Genomic DNA, 15,260 nt, shown 5'->3' on the forward strand with positions numbered 1-15,260 from the left:
TCGATATGAGGTATAAGGTATAAGGTATGACCTTGACAGAGTTATGAGCTGCTTCTATGAGTATTGTCAAGAGTGAAGCCCGGCTGATGTATGGAGGAAGATATCCTCGGCCGGGATATTGGGAGGATCCGATGACATCAGCTGGCAAGCTCAAGGCCGTGTTTTACGGCGACGACTTCACGGGTTCTTCCGAAAACCTGGCGCAGTTCCATCGCAGTGGTGTGAAGGGAAAACTCTATCTCGCACGCCCTTCAGCACAGACGGCGTCAACAGATGCTCTGTCTTATGATGTGCTTGGCTTCGCCGGTACCGCTAGGGCGTTGTCCGGCGTCGAGCTCGACGAGGAGCTTGACAGCGCGTTTTCGATCATGCGCACCCTCAACAGTCCGCTTATCCAATATAAGATCTGTTCGACGTTCGACTCGTCGCCCACCGTTGGAAGCTATGGTGCTGTTCTGGCGCGCGCTGCGGCTCACTTCGGCAAGAGGGACGTTCCAGTCCTCGCCGCGACCCCGGACTTCGGGCGCTACACCTGTTTCGGAAATCATTTCGCGCGCTTTGCCGACAGGATTGAGCGGCTCGACCGGCACCCGAGCATGTCGCGCCACCCCAGGACGCCGATGCACGAGGCGGATCTGCGCATGCATCTGGCTGGGCAGACAGATAAGGAATTCGTCAACGTCACGCTTCCCGCAATCCGGAACCGCTCGGCAATGGAGGAGCGTGTCTTCAAGGCCTTCCAAGAGGGGGCAGGGGTCATTTTCGATGGGCTCGAAAATGCGGATCTTGCGGCTGTCGCCGATCTGCTCTGGGCGCGGTATCCGACACGTCCGATGTTCGCGCTTGCAGCTCAAGGCTTGGCGCAACAACTCGGCGCTCTTTGGGCCCGCTTGGGCCTGCTATCGTCGGCGGAGCCCGTCAAGACGGAGATTGCCGGCGTCGAAAATCTACTCGTCTTATCAGGTAGTTGCGCCCTGCAAACCGGGCGCCAGATTGCGGTGGCCGAAGCTTCCGGGTGGAACCTTGTCCACTTGGATGTCTCGACAGTCCGGTCCGATGATGATGCTGAGGCAGTTGCGCGGGAGGCTGCTTTGAAGGCGATCGAGAGCCTTGTGCGCGGTCGATCTACAATCATCTACACGGCTCGCGGGGAAACCGGCCGTCTGGCCGGCAGCGATGTTCCCGCGGAACGCTTGGGCGCCATCTACTGTGACGTTGCGCGTGCCGTGCGCCGCGCGGTTTCCTTGCCGCGGATCGTGTTTTCGGGCGGTGACAGTTCGAGCTATGCGGTGCGGACAATCGGCGCCGAAGCGCTCGAGATCGCCGTTTTTGACGAAGTTCAAAATTGCCATGTCTGCCGCCTGGATGCGCCGGGCGACGCCGAAGTCGATGGCCTCGAAGTCATGCTGAAGGGCGGGCAGATTGGTGCCGATGACTTCTTCCTGCGGGCAAAGGCGGGCACCTCGGGTTATCTGGCGGCGTAAGGAGCAAAAGATGCAAAAGAAAATCATCCTCGAAGCCAGGGTCAACGAGTACGCGCCGCGCACATCCAACCCTAATATCCCATACACCGCCGACGAGATCGTTGAGGCCGCCGTTGCAGCCCGCAAGGCGGGAGCGGCGATTCTCCACTATCATGCCAGGACAGCCGACGGCGGTGCGACAAACACCGTTGAGGCAAACGCCGAAATCATCCGCGAAGTCAGGCAGGCGACCGATCTACTCATCCTTCCCACGATCGGCTTTATCTCGAATGATGCCGACGCCATGAAGCGCATCGACACGGTCGCAACCCTGGCATTGGACCCTGCTACGAAGCCCGATATTGCGCCCATCGATACCGGCTCGGCCAATCTCGAGCTTTGGGATGCCGAGACGCGCAGGTTCGAAAATCCAGAACGTTTGTATCTCAACACGACCGAAAGTCTCGCGCACTACGCGCGTACCTTGGCCGAAAAGGGCGTAAAGCCGAAGCTGGTTTCCTGGTCTGTTGGGTTCACGCGCCGCGCGATCGCTCTGATGGACGCGGGCCTTGTGAGGGGGCCGGCCTACTTTCTCCTCCACCTGACGGGAGGGCGATACATTACCGGGCATCCGCCGACCGAGGCGGGTCTCATGGCGCATCTTGCATTTCTGCCCGACGACCGGCCGATCGAATGGACGGTCAATTGCCTTGGGGGCAATCTTTTGAACATTGCTCCTGCGATCTGCCGTCTGGGCGGCCACATGGCTATTGGAATAGGCGACTATCCCTATCGCGAGTTCGGCACACCCACGAACGCGGAAGTCATATCGCGCGCTGTTGAGATTGCCCAAAAGGTCGGACGTGAGCCGGCTACACCTCAGGAGGCACGCGCGATCCTCGAACTGGACGCCGCGTAGAACCAATACGGCATGCGATCCGCACACACGCGGCATAGATTTCGATTTTACGAGGTATGACGTCATATCATGGTCAACGCAACTGAGAAGATAACAGTTCAGAGAACCGCGCAGTCGTCTTCGGCACGCGTGGTTCTGCGGGCCGAGGGCGTGGAAAAGTCGTTCAACGGCGTCCCAGCGCTCGTTGATGGCCGACTAACTCTAAAGGCCGGGACCGTCCATGCCTTGTGCGGCGGTAATGGCGCCGGCAAGTCGACATTCCTCAACATCACGATGGGACTGCTCCGCCGCGATGGAGGGATAGTGGAGATCGATGGCGAGCAGGTCGACTTCAAAAGCGCCGCTGACGCCTTGCGTCACGGCATCGCGATCATCACGCAGGAGCTTTCCCCCGTCCCCGAGATGACCGTCGCCGAGAACCTTTACCTTGGCCGCGAGCCGAAGCGACTTGGCGTGCTCGTCGATTTTAGCCAGATGCGCAGGGACGCCCAGGCATTCCTCGATGAACTCGGCTTTGAAGTCGACGCTGCCAAGAAGATGGGGGAGCTGAGCCTCGCCCAGATTCAGCTCGTCGAAATTGCGAAGGCTCTCAGCTATCGGGCACATATCGTCATCATGGACGAGCCGACATCTGCTATCGGCGAACACGAAGTCCATGTCTTGTTCAACGCGCTCCGCAAGATCACCGCGCGCGGTTCCGCAATTATCTACGTGTCTCACAAACTCACCGAAATCTTCGAGATCGCGGATGAGTACACAGTCTTCCGCGACGGCCGTTTCATCGAGACTGGAAACATCAAAGACATCGACCGCCGTCATCTTGTGACACAGATCGTCGGCCGTGAAGTCAAGCTGGTCGAGAAGGGCAAGCCTCTCGAAGACGCGCCAATCCTGCTTTCGGTCTCGAACTTGGCGCGCGGGCCTCATTTCCGAGACATCTCGCTAGACGTGGCGTCCGGCGAAGTGGTCGGAATCTACGGGCTGCTTGGGTCCGGACGAACCGAGTTCCTCGAGACAATATTCGGGCTGCACTCACCAACGGGAGGCGAAGTTGTCTTCAACGGCGGTAAGGTCAAGCCAGGCAGTCCTAAGGACGCAATTCAACGTGGAATGGCGATGGTGACCGAGGATCGCAAGGACAGTGGTCTCGTGCTCTCGGCATCGATCGCCCACAACATCACGCTTTCATCGCTGGCCTTGATGGCCATCAGCGGTTTCATCCGCGGGGACAAAGAGCGCAGCGCAGTTCAAGACATGATCGTCTCACAGAGGATCAAGTCGGCGTCGCCAGATGTTGCCGTCGAAACTCTGTCAGGGGGCAACCAACAAAAAGTCGTGCTGGCCCGGTGCCTTCTGACAAATCCAAAGCTTCTCATTTGCGACGAACCGACGCGTGGCATCGACGAAGGTTCCAAGCAGGAGATCTACGCGTTCCTGCGAGACTTCGCGGCAAAGGGCAACGGCGTCCTCGTGGTCTCCTCGGAGGCACCGGAGATCATGCAGCTCAGCGACAGGATCGCGATTTTCAAACAGGGGCAGCTCCTCAGCATCATCGACGGTGCCGAAGCAACGCAACAGACGCTTATGGACATGGCGAGCTGATGAGCGGTCATAGCCCCATTCACGGGAGGACTTGAGTAATGAATACCATCGCTGCGGCGAAGCCCGGAAACTTCCGCGCCGGGGAAATGATCAGGCAGTTCAGCATCGTTCTCGTGTTTTTCCTGATCGTCGCGTTCTTCGCGTTCGCGAACCAGTACTTCATGACATGGTTGAATTGGCTGAATCTCGTTCGCCAGTCGTCGATCAACGGCATTCTGGCGATCGGAGTGACCTTCGTCATCCTTACTAAGGGCATCGACCTATCGGTCGGCTCCGTAATGGCGCTCGCGGGCATGATCGCCGCCAGCCTCGTAACGGAGACCAACGAGCAGTTCGTGCTTTTCGGTATCTTTGCGGGTCTCGCGGCGGGAGCCGGCCTCGGCTTGGTGAACGGCGTGCTTGTTGCCGCGGTCAAGGTCCCGCCGTTCGTAGTGACGCTTGGCATGTTGAGCGTGGCCCGCGGTCTCACCTTGATCTTTTCGGAAGGACGCCCCATCCCGAATCTGTCGGATCCCTTCAAGTGGATCGGCTCCGGGCAGATCATGTATATCCCGGTACCGATCGTCATCCTGTTCGTCGTGTTCCTGATTGGATGGACCGTTTTAAACTATACGACTTTCGGCCGTTATGTGTACGCAGTTGGCGGCAACGAGAAGGCGGCTCGCACGAGCGGCATTTCCACCAAGGTGATCGTCGGTGCGACCTATGTGATCTCGGGCCTCCTGGCTGGTCTTGCGGGGCTTGTCCTGACGGCTCGCACCACCGCTGCGCTGCCGCAAGCGGGCATCGGTTATGAGCTTGACGCGATCGCCGCCGTCGTGATCGGCGGGACGAGCCTTGCGGGCGGCCGCGGATCGCTGCTCGGCACACTGATCGGCGCGCTCATCATCGGCACGATCAACAACGGCATGGACCTCATGGGCGTGTCTTCATACTACCAGCAAGTCCTCAAGGGCACGATCATCGTGGTCGCGGTCATCGCCGACCAAATCCGCAAATAAGACCAATCCCGAAATTGCCGCCGGGGAAGGCCGGCGACAATGTCCGGCCCAGCGTGTCGCGTCCGGACGTATCTTAAACCAGAGGAGAATATGAAATGCAGATGTCTAGGAGGAACCTGCTCAATGCGGGTGTGGGTATGGCAATCGCCGTAGCGACGTTGGCTGGCGGGAACTTCGCCTTCGCGCAGGACAAAATTCGGATCGCGGCTCTCTCGTTCGGTGAGTCCGGCGAGTACATGAAGGCTTGGTCGACGGAAATCCAGAACCATCCCGCCGTCAAATCGGGCGAGGTCGAGATCACCGTTTTCGACGGCAAGTATGATCCACTGACACAGGCGAACCAGATCGACACAGCGATCACCCAACAATTCAACGCGATCATCATGTCACCGTTCGACCTCGAGGCCTCGGCGCCGCCGATCGAAAAGGCCGCCGAAGCGAAAATCCCGCTTATCGTGTCGGCGCTCAAGACCAAGTCGACGAAATACACCGCGTCCATCATCGTTAACGATACCGAAGGCGGCCAGATCATCGCTGAGGAACTCGCCAAGCGCCTTCCGAACGGCGGCAACGTCGTCCTCATGGAGGGTCCGATCGGCCAGTCGGCCCAGATCGAGCGCCGCGCAGGCATCGACGCTGGTCTCGCCAAGTTCCCGAACCTCAAGCTCATCGAAGACAAGACAGGCAACTGGAGCCGCGCCGAGGGTCAGGCGCTCATGGAGAACTGGTTGCTCGCACACCCGGGTGAGATCAACGGCGTCCTTGCGGAAAACGACGAGATGGCGCTTGGCGCGATCGAAGCCATGAAGAGCGCCGGCATCGATCTCAAGACCGTTCCCGTTCTTGCGATCGACGGCATTCCGGACGCAAAGCGCGCCGTGAAGAAGGGCGAGATGGCGGTCAGCCTCTACAAGTACGCCCGCGCCGAAGGCCAGGGCGCGGTCGACCTCGCACTGCGGGCGATCAAGGGCGAGAGCTACAAGCCGCAGTCCGAAATCTGGGGCTCGCTGATGGAATGGAAGGGCGGCACCGAGAAGGACTACGTCGTGCCGTGGCTCGTGCTCGATTCCACCAATGTCGAGAAGTACATGTAATCGGACAACGGCGGACGGCCCATACGGCCGTCCGCCTTACACCAGGGAAATAGGATCGACCATCATGTTGAAGAGAAAAGTTGGAAAGACCGATGTGACGCTGACCTCGCTAGGGCTGGGTACCTCGCCGCTCGGTGGGTGCAATGTCGATGTGAGCTTCCAGACTTTCGAGGCGGTCGTCCTCAAGGCATACGACTTGGGTGTCCGCTATTTCGACACCGCGCCCCTTTACGGCCTTGGAAAGTCCGAGCATTCCCTCGGCCATGTCCTTCGCAACAACGATCTCATCGGCAAGGTCGTGGTCAGCACCAAGGCGGGGCGGATACTCAAGCCGGAAAGCCGCGCAAAGCGCGCCGAGAGCCTTTACGGCATCGACTGGGTGAAGGCGCTGCCATTCGTCGATGACTACGACTATTCCTATGACGGCATCATGCGCGCTTTCGAAGATAGCCAGCAGCGCCTGGGTATGGACCACATTGACATCCTCTATCTCCACGACGTGAGCGGCGAATGGCACCGCGAGGCGTATAGCACCCACCTTTCGGCGCTGAGATCGAGCGGTTACAAGGCGTGTGACGAGCTGCGCAGCACAGGCTCCGTGAAGGCCATCGGCCTCGGCGTCAATGAAACCGCGTCGGTCCTGCAGGTGGCAGAGGAATTTGATCTCGACTGCTCCATGGTCGCCGGGCGCTACACCCTGCTCAACCACGGCGCTCTCGACCATTTCTATCCAGAAATGCAGCGTCGCGGCATCGGTATCATTGCGGCTGGCATCTACAACTCCGGCATCCTCGCCGAGGGTAGCAAGTCGATGACAACCACCCGCACCTACGATTGCCAGCCCGCGCCTGAAGCGATCGTCCGCAAGGTCGAGGCGCTCGAAGCCGTCTGCGAGCGCCATGGCGTCTCGCTTGCGACTGCAGCGACACAATTTGTCTACGCACATCCTGCAGTGACCGCAGTGGTACAGGGAGCGCTGGCGCCCGAACACGTCGCCGCAAACGTCGCCGCGATCTCGACGCCGGTTCCGGCTGCGTTCTGGGCCGACCTGAAGTCGTCCGGCCTCATCCCTGAAGCCGCGCCAGTTCCGGAGGCATGATAGCGATGGATCTGGCTCAGCGCAGGCCCTCGGACATTCTGGTCACCTATCGGATTGAGACCGCCGGGAGCGCTGAGGCCTTGGCGGTCAAGATCGGAAGCGACCAGTCGACGGGTACATTTGTTGACCTGCCCGGAGAGACGCCGCAACTGAAGGCGCGCGCGGCCGCGCGCGTGGTCGCTTTCGAGAAACTGGACTCTGTCGAGGTTCCCTCGCTCCCTGCAGCGGGCGAAGTCTTCAACCGAGCGGAGACAACAATCGCCTATCCCCTGGAGGCCGTCGGAACTGACCTCGCGGCAGTCACCACGGTTGCATTGGGCGGGGTCTGGTCGATCAAGGAATTCACCGGGCTGAGGGTCATCGGCCTGCAGCTGCCTCCAGAGTTTGAAGGCGTCTACCCGGGGCCTCAATTTGGGATCGAAGGCTCCCGGCGTCTGACCGGCGTCTACAATAGGCCAATCATCGGCACGATCATCAAGCCCGCGCTCGGCCTCACCCCGGACGAAACGGCGCAGGTGGTTGCTGAACTCGTCGCGTCCGGTGTCGACTTCATCAAGGACGACGAGAAACTGATGTCGCCACCGTACTCCTCGTTGGAGGCGCGGGTGAAAGCGATCATGCCGATCATCCGGGATCAGGAGCAGCGCACCGGCAAGAAGGTGATGTATGCCTTCGGCATTTCCGACGTCGATCCCGACGAGATGGTTCGCAAGCACGACTTGGTCGTGCGCGAGGGTGGAAACGCCGCTGTCATCAACATCAATTCGATCGGCATGGGCGCTTTTCTGTTCCTGCGTCGGCGGTCGTCCCTTGTCTTGCACGCCCATCGCAACGGCTGGGATCTTCTCACCCGACATCCTGGTCTTGGGTTCGATTTCTCGGTCTACCAACAGCTTTGGCGACTTCTCGGCGTCGACCAATTCCAGATCAACGGCATTGCCGCCAAATACTGGGAGCCGGACGCGTCTTTCGTTCAGTCGTTCCATGATCTCCAGAAACCGATCTTCAGTGATGCCGACCGCCCGTTACCGGTCGTTTGTTCGGGTCAATGGGGTGGACAGGCGCCTGAGACCTATCGAAGGACGGAGCAGACGCTTGACCACCTTTACCTTTGTGGTGGTGGCGTCGTCAGCCATCCCGGCGGGCCGTCGGCGGGTGTCAGAGCGGTTCGTGCGGCCTGGGATGCCGCGGTCGCCGGAATCGATCTCCATGAATATGCCAAATCTCATCCAGAGCTGGCGCAGTCGCTCGCCAAGTTCGGCTCTAAAACCGTATCAGAAGGAAGATGACAGATGGAATATCGTCAGCTTGGCCGGTCAGGTCTCAAAATTTCGCAACTGGTTCTTGGTTGCATGAGTTTCGGCGTCGCCGATCGCGGCAACCATGCTTGGACCTTGTCCGAAGACGACAGTAGGCCATTTATCAAAGAGGCACTCGAACAGGGCATAAACTGCTTCGACACGGCCAATGCCTACTCGGACGGCACCAGCGAGGAGATCATCGGCAAGCTGCTCAGGGAGATGGTGCAGCGTGATGAGGTTGTCATTGCCACCAAGGTCTACGGCAAGATGCGCAACGGAGCGAATGCGGTCGGACTTTCCCGCAAAGCAATCATCGCGGAGGCTGAGGCCAGCCTCAAGCGGCTGGCGACCGAGTACATCGACCTCTACCAAATTCATTTCTGGGACAATTCGACCCCGATTGAAGAGACGCTGGAAGCGCTGACCGATCTCGTTCGAAGCGGCAAGGTTCGCTACATCGGAGCCAGCAATTGTTACGCATGGCAGTTTGCGCGCGCGCTCTACAAGTCGGACGCTGCCGGATGGTCGCGTTTCGTTTCGATGCAAGCTCAGATGAACCTCCTTTATCGCGAGGAAGAGCGGGAGATGTTGCCGCTCTGTAAAGCTGAAGGGGTGGGGATCATCGCGTTCAGTCCGCTGGCTCGCGGGCGCCTCAGCCGGCCTTGGGAGGAAAGCAGTTTGAGGTCCGAGACCGACAATGTCACCGCTCGGTTCTACGGTCACGCGGACGAGGCGGATCGCCGCGTCGTAGACGTCGTCGCAAAGATTGCAGAGGACAAGAACGTCCCGCGATCCCTCGTTGCGATGGCGTGGCTTAACACAAAGGCGGGCGTGACGGCTCCTATAATCGGCGCAACGAAGCTACAGCATCTGAAGGATGCCGTCGCTTCCTTGGCCGTCAAGCTAAGCGACGACGAGGTCCGCGAACTCGAGGAGCCATACGTGCCGCATAGCGTAGTCGGCTTGAACTGAGTTTGGCTCAGCGGGGACGACGTTGAGGCTGTCAGGAGGCACGCCGAACCGGGCCTCCTGAGCCAATGGCTTTGGTCGTATCGATCTCTGCTCCCTTCCAGAACCAGCGCGAGGAAAAAAGATGGCCACCACCCGTCATTTTGACGTCAGCGACAGCGCGATTGAAGCTGCCGCCCGGCTCATGCGAAATGGCGAAGTTGTCGCGTTTCCGACGGAGACGGTTTACGGGCTCGGCGCGGACGCCAGCAGCCCCGCCGGGATCGAGCGCATCTATGAAGCCAAAGGACGCCCGCGGCATAATCCCCTGATTATCCACGTTTCGGACGTGGAAATGGCGCGCAGGATGGCACATTTCAATCCGGAGGCAGAGTTGGCTGCTGCCAGCTTTTGGCCGGGACCTCTGACATTGCTCCTGCCAAAGCGGGAAGACGCGGGGCTCGCAACCGCAGTTACCGCGGGCATGAAAAATGTCGCAATCCGATTTCCCTCGTCGAGTGTCGCCCAACGGCTGATCCGGGCCGTCGGATTTCCGGTGGCAGCGCCTTCAGCCAATCGTTCCGGGAAGGTCACCTCGACCCGCTTCGTGGAAGTTGTCCGCCAGTTGGACGGACGGATTTCGGGAATCGTGGAAGAAGACATATGCGATCACGGCCTGGAATCGACTATTCTGTCTTTGGTCGGATCTCCGATCATTCTACGCCACGGGTCAGTTCCGCGGGAGGCACTGGAAGCTTTACTCGGCCCGATTGACGAGGACACTGGGCCCCAAAAAGTCTCGGCACCAGGCCAGCTAAAGAGCCATTATGCTCCGGAAGCCGCCGTTCAGATGAATGTCGACCGTCCTGCCGCCAATATGGTCTGGGTCGGTTTCGGACCGGAGTGCGAGGGCTGTCAATTGACGCTGTCTTCTTCCGGTGACCTTCAGGAAGCTGCCCGCAACCTCTACACAGCCATGAGTGAAGCCGACGCCTTGGCCGGCGCGAGTGACGTGATTGCATTCGCCCCTGTGCCTCTGATTGGCCTTGGCAGGGCAATCAACGATCGGCTGAGACGAGCTGCCGCGCCCCGTTGCGCGTAGGCGGCATTTTTAAGCAATTCGCAAAATGCGGATGGCGGCATGCAAAAAACGCTTGCCTCTATAGGTATGACCTTATACCTTACTTGCCGATTGAGGAGTCAGGCCACGGAGGTCCATCAAGCATTTCTGGTGTGGTTGGCGGCAGACGCCGGCGACATGACGCGCATTTGGGACACGGGCTTTACCCGAACAATGACGGCATGGCGGAAGCTACATCGCTTCGACGCCTCCTATCGACATCTAGGGATGATCACATGACCGAACTTGAAACTAGGCCGCTCGGAAAAAGCAAAGTGCAGGTAACTTCGCTTGGGCTAGGCACAGTGCCGCTCTCTGGCTTCAACGCCGATGTCTCCTACGACGAATTCGAAGCGACGATCCTCGCCGGGTATGCGGCCGGCATCCGCTATTTCGATTGCGCGCCGATGTATGGATTCGGCAAGTCGGAGCATTATCTTGGCCATGCCCTCAGGGCGAACAAGCTGCGCGAAAACGTGGTGGTAAGCACCAAAGTCGGACGCGTATTGAAGCCCGCAAGCAGGACGAAGAAGTTAGAGACCGTCTACGGCATCGAGTGGATCGACCCGCTTCCGTTTCTCGATACCTACGATTACACCTATGACGGCGTGATGCGTGCATTCGAAGACAGCCAACAGCGCCTCGGCCTAGACTATATTGACGTTCTTCTCGTGCATGACGTTGGTCGGGCATGGCACGGCGACCAGAGCGAATTCTATTGGAACCAGTTGCGGGCCTCCGGTTACAAGGCACTGGACGAACTTCGCTCCAGCGGAGCCGTATCGGCCATTGGTCTGGGTGTCAACGAGACCGAGTCTGTCGTGGGTGTCGCCCGTGAATTTCCGATCGACTGCTCGTTGATCGCCGGCCGCTACACCCTTTTGAATCATGCCCCGCTTGAGGCCGCGTTCGACGAGTTGCTCCAGCGGAACGTCTCCGTGATCGCCGGCGGGATCTTCAATTCCGGGATCCTCGCGACCGGCGTAAGCGGTCCCGCGGCCACTTACGATTACGGCAAGGTTCCGGCGGACGTCGTCGAAAAGGTCAAGGCCATCGAGAGCATTTGCTTAAGATATGCGGTGAGCTTGCCTGCAGCGGCGATGCAATTCGTCTATGCGCATCCGGCAGTGGCCACGCTGGTCATGGGTGCAAAGAGCGCATTGGAAGTCGAGCAGAACGTCAAGGCGATCAACGAGACAATACCCGCTGCATTTTGGGACGCTTTGACTGAGGCGAGCCTTCTTCCGTCAAACGCTCCGCTGCCGACGGCTGTACGATGATGGCCAGCGGAGGCACCGTTTTCGGCGGCTTCCGCTGTGAAGCGCTCGTGGGTTCGGTTCCATCGCCGGAGGCGCGCGCATGCCTCGAGGCGCTCGTCAGGACATATGGCGAGCTCCTCGCGATCTACTCCTTCATGCATATGGCATTGAGGGAGAAGAGCATGCGCCTCTTGATTGGAGAACTCGCCAATCGCGCCACAGAGATAAAGCGATCCGTCCGTTCCTCGCTTGCGGGCTTGCGCGGTCTCGCGGGGCAGGGCCACGCACTCTCCCATCTTGGACGGGCAGATGGCCTGCTTGTCGAGGCGGAGGAGCACCTGCAGCGCGGTGTCCTGGTTTCAGATGCACCCCTGCTGGGGCTGCTTTCAAATGCGGCGATCGAGCTGAAACGATCGGCCGCCATCTTAGGCACGTCGACCTTCGACACGACAGCATGCTGTGGAGGGTCCCTACTTGGACATGGGGAGGAAGACCATGGGAACGCATTCGATCTGGGTGCTTGAATACTCTCGAAGCCCGGTGCACCCGGTCAGCGGGGTTTTTTACGGCGCCCATAATCAGGGCACGATGAACCTGCCGTTCGCATACATACTCATCAAGTCAGGAGATGCAGTCGTTCTGGTCGATGCCGGTCACGACGCCGCCGATTTCGGAGGCCAGATCGCCAACTCAATCGGCGTTACCGGTTGGACGCCTCCGGAAATCGTTCTCGGGGAATGCGGGATCAGGCCCCAAGACGTCACGTATGTCATCCTCACGCACGCGCACTTCGATCACATTGGCGGCCTAAAGTTCTTCCCAAATGCTAAGATTTTCATTCAGAAGAAAGAATTGGAATCCTGGATGTGGATTCTGGCAAAGGGTCGGCGCTTCCGTTCATTGCAGGCCGGACTGAATCCGGCGGATATCCTCTATCTGACCCAGGCAAATATCGAAGGCCGCCTGGAACTGGTGGAGGGAGAGCGGGAAAACCTAGTGCCAGGCGTTCATGTCTATCCGGCATTCGACACCCATACCGCAGGGTCGCAATATGTGGTGGTGGAGACGGGCGGTGGAGACGGCAAGTTTGTCCTGTCCGGCGACGTCATCTACACCTACAGCAACCTCACGGGTGAGGACGCCACCGATCCCTGCTTTGTGCCGCCGGGCCTTGCCAATGGCAGCCAGACACGTCTGATCGAGTCCGCCGAGGAGATGCTCAAAATCGTTGGTATGGACGAACGACGAATCGTTCCCATGCACGAGGAGCAGCTGTCAAAAATCTATCCGTCGCGCCTGACGGATCGCCAGCTCATGCTCGTCGAGATTTGTGTGGCCGACGGAGACGTATCAAGAGTTTGATCGATTTGAAGCAGCGCGAACACCAAGCTGCATCGTTCACAATCGTCCTCCCAAGGCGATAAGCAGAGAAAAGGCCGGGTGTCAGTGACACAGGCCTTTACCAAACACCTTGCCCGCTGCGGTGATCTGCCCGGTGAAGAAGCCCTATATTCGCGCCCGCTTTGATGACGGCCCGGTAGCCCGCGATGTTGACCATGGAGGACAAGGCCTCCATCTTCCGTGCGCGGCTGACGCGCGGGACCATCTCCATGGCGATGACATTTGCGCTTGAACCCCCAAACCATCCTGTTTCGTTACAAAATGAGCGCCTTCGGCCATGCATGGAGCGGTGCAATCGCGCCATCATGCGTCTTCACGTGTCCCAGTATGCCAGCAGCGTCAGTGGCGTTGTCGAATAGAGCAAGACAAACTAACGAAAAATGATGTTTGCATGTGATTTGTAGCGGCGGATCTTGATGTTAAAGGATCGGATTAGTGCGCCGGAGGACTAAAATATGAAGAGAGATGATCGGAGGCAGGCCATTATGGACCTGTTGGTCGCGCAGAGGGTGGTGGATCTCGACGACCTATCCGATCGGTTCGCTGTATCCAAGATGACCATCCACCGGGATCTAGATGATCTTGAGCGGGCAGGGATGCTTCGCAAGGTCCGTGGCGGGGCAACGATCGAGACAGGAGGCCATTTCGAAAGCGATTTCCGGTTTCGCCAGCAGCAGGAGGGCGAGGCCAAGCGCCGGATGGCCGAGGCCGCCCTTGAACTCGTCGAGCCCGGCATGACGGTGATGGTCAACGACGGATCTATGGCGTCGGTGCTCGGGGAATTGCTGCCACAGAGGAGGCCGCTGACGGTGATCACCAACAATGCGGCGGTCATCGATCGGCTCAAGACGGAATCAGGGATCAACCTGATTGCGGTCGGTGGACGCTATTCGATGAAGTTCAATGGTTTTTTCGGCGTCGTCGCCGAACAGGCACTGTCGCGTCTCAGCGCCGACATCGCCTTTATCTCAACGCCGGCAGTTTCTGGATTGCGCGTCTACCATATGGATGATGACGTTGTCCGCTCGAAGCGAGCGATGATTGCAAGCGCCGCGCGTCGCTGCCTGCTCTTAAACCATAAGCGCTTCAATCATACCGCTCTTCATGTCCTGGCCACCATTGACGAGTTCGAAGTTATCATCACCGACCAGGAACCGTCAGTCGACGTCCGCGCGGCTTTGGAAGGAGCCAATGTGCCACTTCGAGTGGCATCGCAGGAGAGCAAGTGAATATCGCCAACAATCCTTCGGATAGATGCCGCGCAAGGCGGCACCTGTCCATCTCAAGCTGGGCCCTCCGATTGGGGGGATCCCTTCTACAGTCTTCTCCTATGGACGTCTCCTACGGACGTCCAACGCGATATCTCAGATGGACGGAGCCGAGGCCAGCGGCTTCGGCGCTGATAAACGTGAGCCTCGCCCCGCCGGCAAGCCCATCCTCACCGCCCTCGAATATGGCCGGTGTATTCGACTTGCCTCCGATCGCAGGGAAGATGACTAGGCTGACCTCGTCAACAAGACCCGCATCCAAGAAATTGCCATTAGTTTGCGCCCCGCCTTCCAGCATCAAGCGCTTCACACCGAACTCGGTTCCGAGAACGTCGAGCGCGTTTTTCAGATCGACGCCATCTTTCTCCGATACGATATAGGAAACGCCAGCCTGGGTGAGGCCCGCCAGGTAAGCATCATCCACGTCAGATCCTGTCAGGACGACAAGGTGAGCCCCCTCAATGTCGTTCTTGTCCCAGCGTAGCCGACCGTCCTTATCAACGATAACAGCGAACTCGTCGGCATCCGGGTTGGCGATATGGATCGGTCGCGCGGCCGTGCCGGTTGTTTGATAGGGATGGTCGACGGCGTCCGCGAACTCTTCTCCCGTCGCTCTTCCCGAAAGCCAGGCGTCGGCGCCGATCTTCTCATGCAGGTCGTCATAGATCTTCACGAGCTCATCGACCGAATGGCCGGTTGCCTCGGCCCAATCATTGACGATCAATCGGCCATCCAGCGGCGACATCATGTGACAGATTACATAGGGTCTAGGCATTGGACTACGC

At 59.0% G+C, this 15,260-nt stretch carries 14 protein-coding genes and 1 pseudogene; 13 read left to right on the plus strand and 2 right to left on the minus strand.

Annotation, left to right across the window (positions count from 1 at the left end; translation table 11 throughout):
• Positions 1-131: 131 nt before the first annotated feature.
• From PH552_RS21595 to PH552_RS21650, 12 genes are all read left to right on the plus strand, one after another.
• On the plus strand, positions 132-1,484 hold the full coding sequence (locus tag PH552_RS21595; RefSeq protein ID WP_179613281.1) for a four-carbon acid sugar kinase family protein: 1,353 nt from the start codon (positions 132-134) through the stop codon (positions 1,482-1,484).
• Between the two features lie 10 nt (positions 1,485-1,494).
• The gene (locus tag PH552_RS21600; RefSeq protein WP_179613280.1) at positions 1,495-2,382 is read left to right on the plus strand and encodes a beta-keto acid cleavage family enzyme; all 888 of its coding nucleotides are present in this window, start codon (positions 1,495-1,497) and stop codon (positions 2,380-2,382) included.
• Between the two features lie 69 nt (positions 2,383-2,451).
• Positions 2,452-3,984 carry a sugar ABC transporter ATP-binding protein gene (locus PH552_RS21605; RefSeq protein WP_037135825.1) on the plus strand — a complete coding sequence of 511 codons (1,533 nt, stop codon included), beginning with the start codon at positions 2,452-2,454 and terminating at the stop codon, positions 3,982-3,984.
• 38 nt (positions 3,985-4,022) lie between these two features.
• A complete protein-coding gene (locus tag PH552_RS21610; protein ID WP_004129777.1) occupies positions 4,023-4,985 on the plus strand; it encodes an ABC transporter permease in 963 nt (320 codons plus the stop codon).
• Positions 4,986-5,080: 95 nt separating this feature from the next.
• Entirely contained in the window at positions 5,081-6,079 is a 999-nt protein-coding gene (locus PH552_RS21615; RefSeq protein WP_051264136.1) for a substrate-binding domain-containing protein, read from the plus strand.
• Between the two features lie 64 nt (positions 6,080-6,143).
• Complete coding sequence (locus tag PH552_RS21620; protein ID WP_013984674.1) at positions 6,144-7,178, plus strand: aldo/keto reductase; 1,035 nt, start codon at positions 6,144-6,146, stop codon at positions 7,176-7,178.
• Positions 7,179-7,183: 5 nt separating this feature from the next.
• A complete protein-coding gene (gene oiaX / locus PH552_RS21625) occupies positions 7,184-8,467 on the plus strand; it encodes a 3-oxo-isoapionate-4-phosphate decarboxylase OiaX (RefSeq protein ID WP_013984675.1) in 1,284 nt (427 codons plus the stop codon).
• Between the two features lie 3 nt (positions 8,468-8,470).
• Positions 8,471-9,451 (plus strand): aldo/keto reductase, encoded by a 981-nt coding sequence (locus tag PH552_RS21630; protein WP_179613279.1) that lies wholly within the window; start codon positions 8,471-8,473, stop codon positions 9,449-9,451.
• Between the two features lie 121 nt (positions 9,452-9,572).
• On the plus strand, positions 9,573-10,529 hold the full coding sequence (locus PH552_RS21635; protein ID WP_013984677.1) for an L-threonylcarbamoyladenylate synthase: 957 nt from the start codon (positions 9,573-9,575) through the stop codon (positions 10,527-10,529).
• A 254-nt stretch (positions 10,530-10,783) separates the two neighbouring features.
• The gene (locus PH552_RS21640) at positions 10,784-11,827 is read left to right on the plus strand and encodes an aldo/keto reductase (protein WP_179613278.1); all 1,044 of its coding nucleotides are present in this window, start codon (positions 10,784-10,786) and stop codon (positions 11,825-11,827) included.
• On the plus strand, positions 11,824-12,330 hold the full coding sequence (locus tag PH552_RS21645) for a hypothetical protein (RefSeq protein ID WP_234705240.1): 507 nt from the start codon (positions 11,824-11,826) through the stop codon (positions 12,328-12,330). Before PH552_RS21640 ends, PH552_RS21645 begins: the two co-directional genes overlap by 4 nt.
• On the plus strand, positions 12,302-13,168 hold the full coding sequence (locus tag PH552_RS21650; RefSeq protein ID WP_179613277.1) for an N-acyl homoserine lactonase family protein: 867 nt from the start codon (positions 12,302-12,304) through the stop codon (positions 13,166-13,168). Before PH552_RS21645 ends, PH552_RS21650 begins: the two co-directional genes overlap by 29 nt.
• Positions 13,169-13,273: 105 nt before the next feature.
• On the opposite strand, the pseudogene PH552_RS21655 reads toward PH552_RS21650, so the two are convergent.
• A pseudogene (locus PH552_RS21655) lies at positions 13,274-13,439 on the minus strand (Re/Si-specific NAD(P)(+) transhydrogenase subunit alpha); the annotation flags it as partial.
• Between the two features lie 223 nt (positions 13,440-13,662).
• Between PH552_RS21655 and PH552_RS21660 the strand changes: the two are divergent.
• Positions 13,663-14,436, plus strand: coding sequence for a DeoR/GlpR family DNA-binding transcription regulator (locus tag PH552_RS21660; RefSeq protein ID WP_179613276.1), 774 nt, complete (start codon positions 13,663-13,665; stop codon positions 14,434-14,436).
• A 112-nt stretch (positions 14,437-14,548) separates the two neighbouring features.
• Here PH552_RS21660 and PH552_RS21665 read toward each other — a convergent pair whose 3' ends face one another.
• Complete coding sequence (locus PH552_RS21665) at positions 14,549-15,250, minus strand: RibD family protein (protein WP_028003124.1); 702 nt, start codon at positions 15,248-15,250, stop codon at positions 14,549-14,551.
• Positions 15,251-15,260 lie beyond the last annotated feature (10 nt).

The organism is Rhizobium aureum (assembly GCF_030182495.1).
Taxonomy (GTDB): domain Bacteria; phylum Pseudomonadota; class Alphaproteobacteria; order Rhizobiales; family Rhizobiaceae; genus Rhizobium; species Rhizobium tropici_C.

Bases quoted from the DNA above. Each gene is read 5' to 3' on its own strand.
- PH552_RS21595 (WP_179613281.1), top strand. From the start codon at position 132: ATGACATCAGCTGGCAAGCTCAAGGCCGTGTTTTACGGCGACGACTTC.
- PH552_RS21600 (WP_179613280.1), top strand. From the start codon at position 1,495: ATGCAAAAGAAAATCATCCTCGAAGCCAGGGTCAACGAGTACGCGCCG.
- PH552_RS21605 (WP_037135825.1), top strand. From the start codon at position 2,452: ATGGTCAACGCAACTGAGAAGATAACAGTTCAGAGAACCGCGCAGTCG.
- PH552_RS21610 (WP_004129777.1), top strand. From the start codon at position 4,023: ATGAATACCATCGCTGCGGCGAAGCCCGGAAACTTCCGCGCCGGGGAA.
- PH552_RS21615 (WP_051264136.1), top strand. From the start codon at position 5,081: ATGCAGATGTCTAGGAGGAACCTGCTCAATGCGGGTGTGGGTATGGCA.
- PH552_RS21620 (WP_013984674.1), top strand. From the start codon at position 6,144: ATGTTGAAGAGAAAAGTTGGAAAGACCGATGTGACGCTGACCTCGCTA.
- oiaX (WP_013984675.1), top strand. From the start codon at position 7,184: ATGGATCTGGCTCAGCGCAGGCCCTCGGACATTCTGGTCACCTATCGG.
- PH552_RS21630 (WP_179613279.1), top strand. From the start codon at position 8,471: ATGGAATATCGTCAGCTTGGCCGGTCAGGTCTCAAAATTTCGCAACTG.
- PH552_RS21635 (WP_013984677.1), top strand. From the start codon at position 9,573: ATGGCCACCACCCGTCATTTTGACGTCAGCGACAGCGCGATTGAAGCT.
- PH552_RS21640 (WP_179613278.1), top strand. From the start codon at position 10,784: ATGACCGAACTTGAAACTAGGCCGCTCGGAAAAAGCAAAGTGCAGGTA.
- PH552_RS21645 (WP_234705240.1), top strand. From the start codon at position 11,824: ATGATGGCCAGCGGAGGCACCGTTTTCGGCGGCTTCCGCTGTGAAGCG.
- PH552_RS21650 (WP_179613277.1), top strand. From the start codon at position 12,302: ATGGGAACGCATTCGATCTGGGTGCTTGAATACTCTCGAAGCCCGGTG.
- PH552_RS21660 (WP_179613276.1), top strand. From the start codon at position 13,663: ATGAAGAGAGATGATCGGAGGCAGGCCATTATGGACCTGTTGGTCGCG.
- PH552_RS21665 (WP_028003124.1), bottom strand. From the start codon at position 15,250: ATGCCTAGACCCTATGTAATCTGTCACATGATGTCGCCGCTGGATGGC.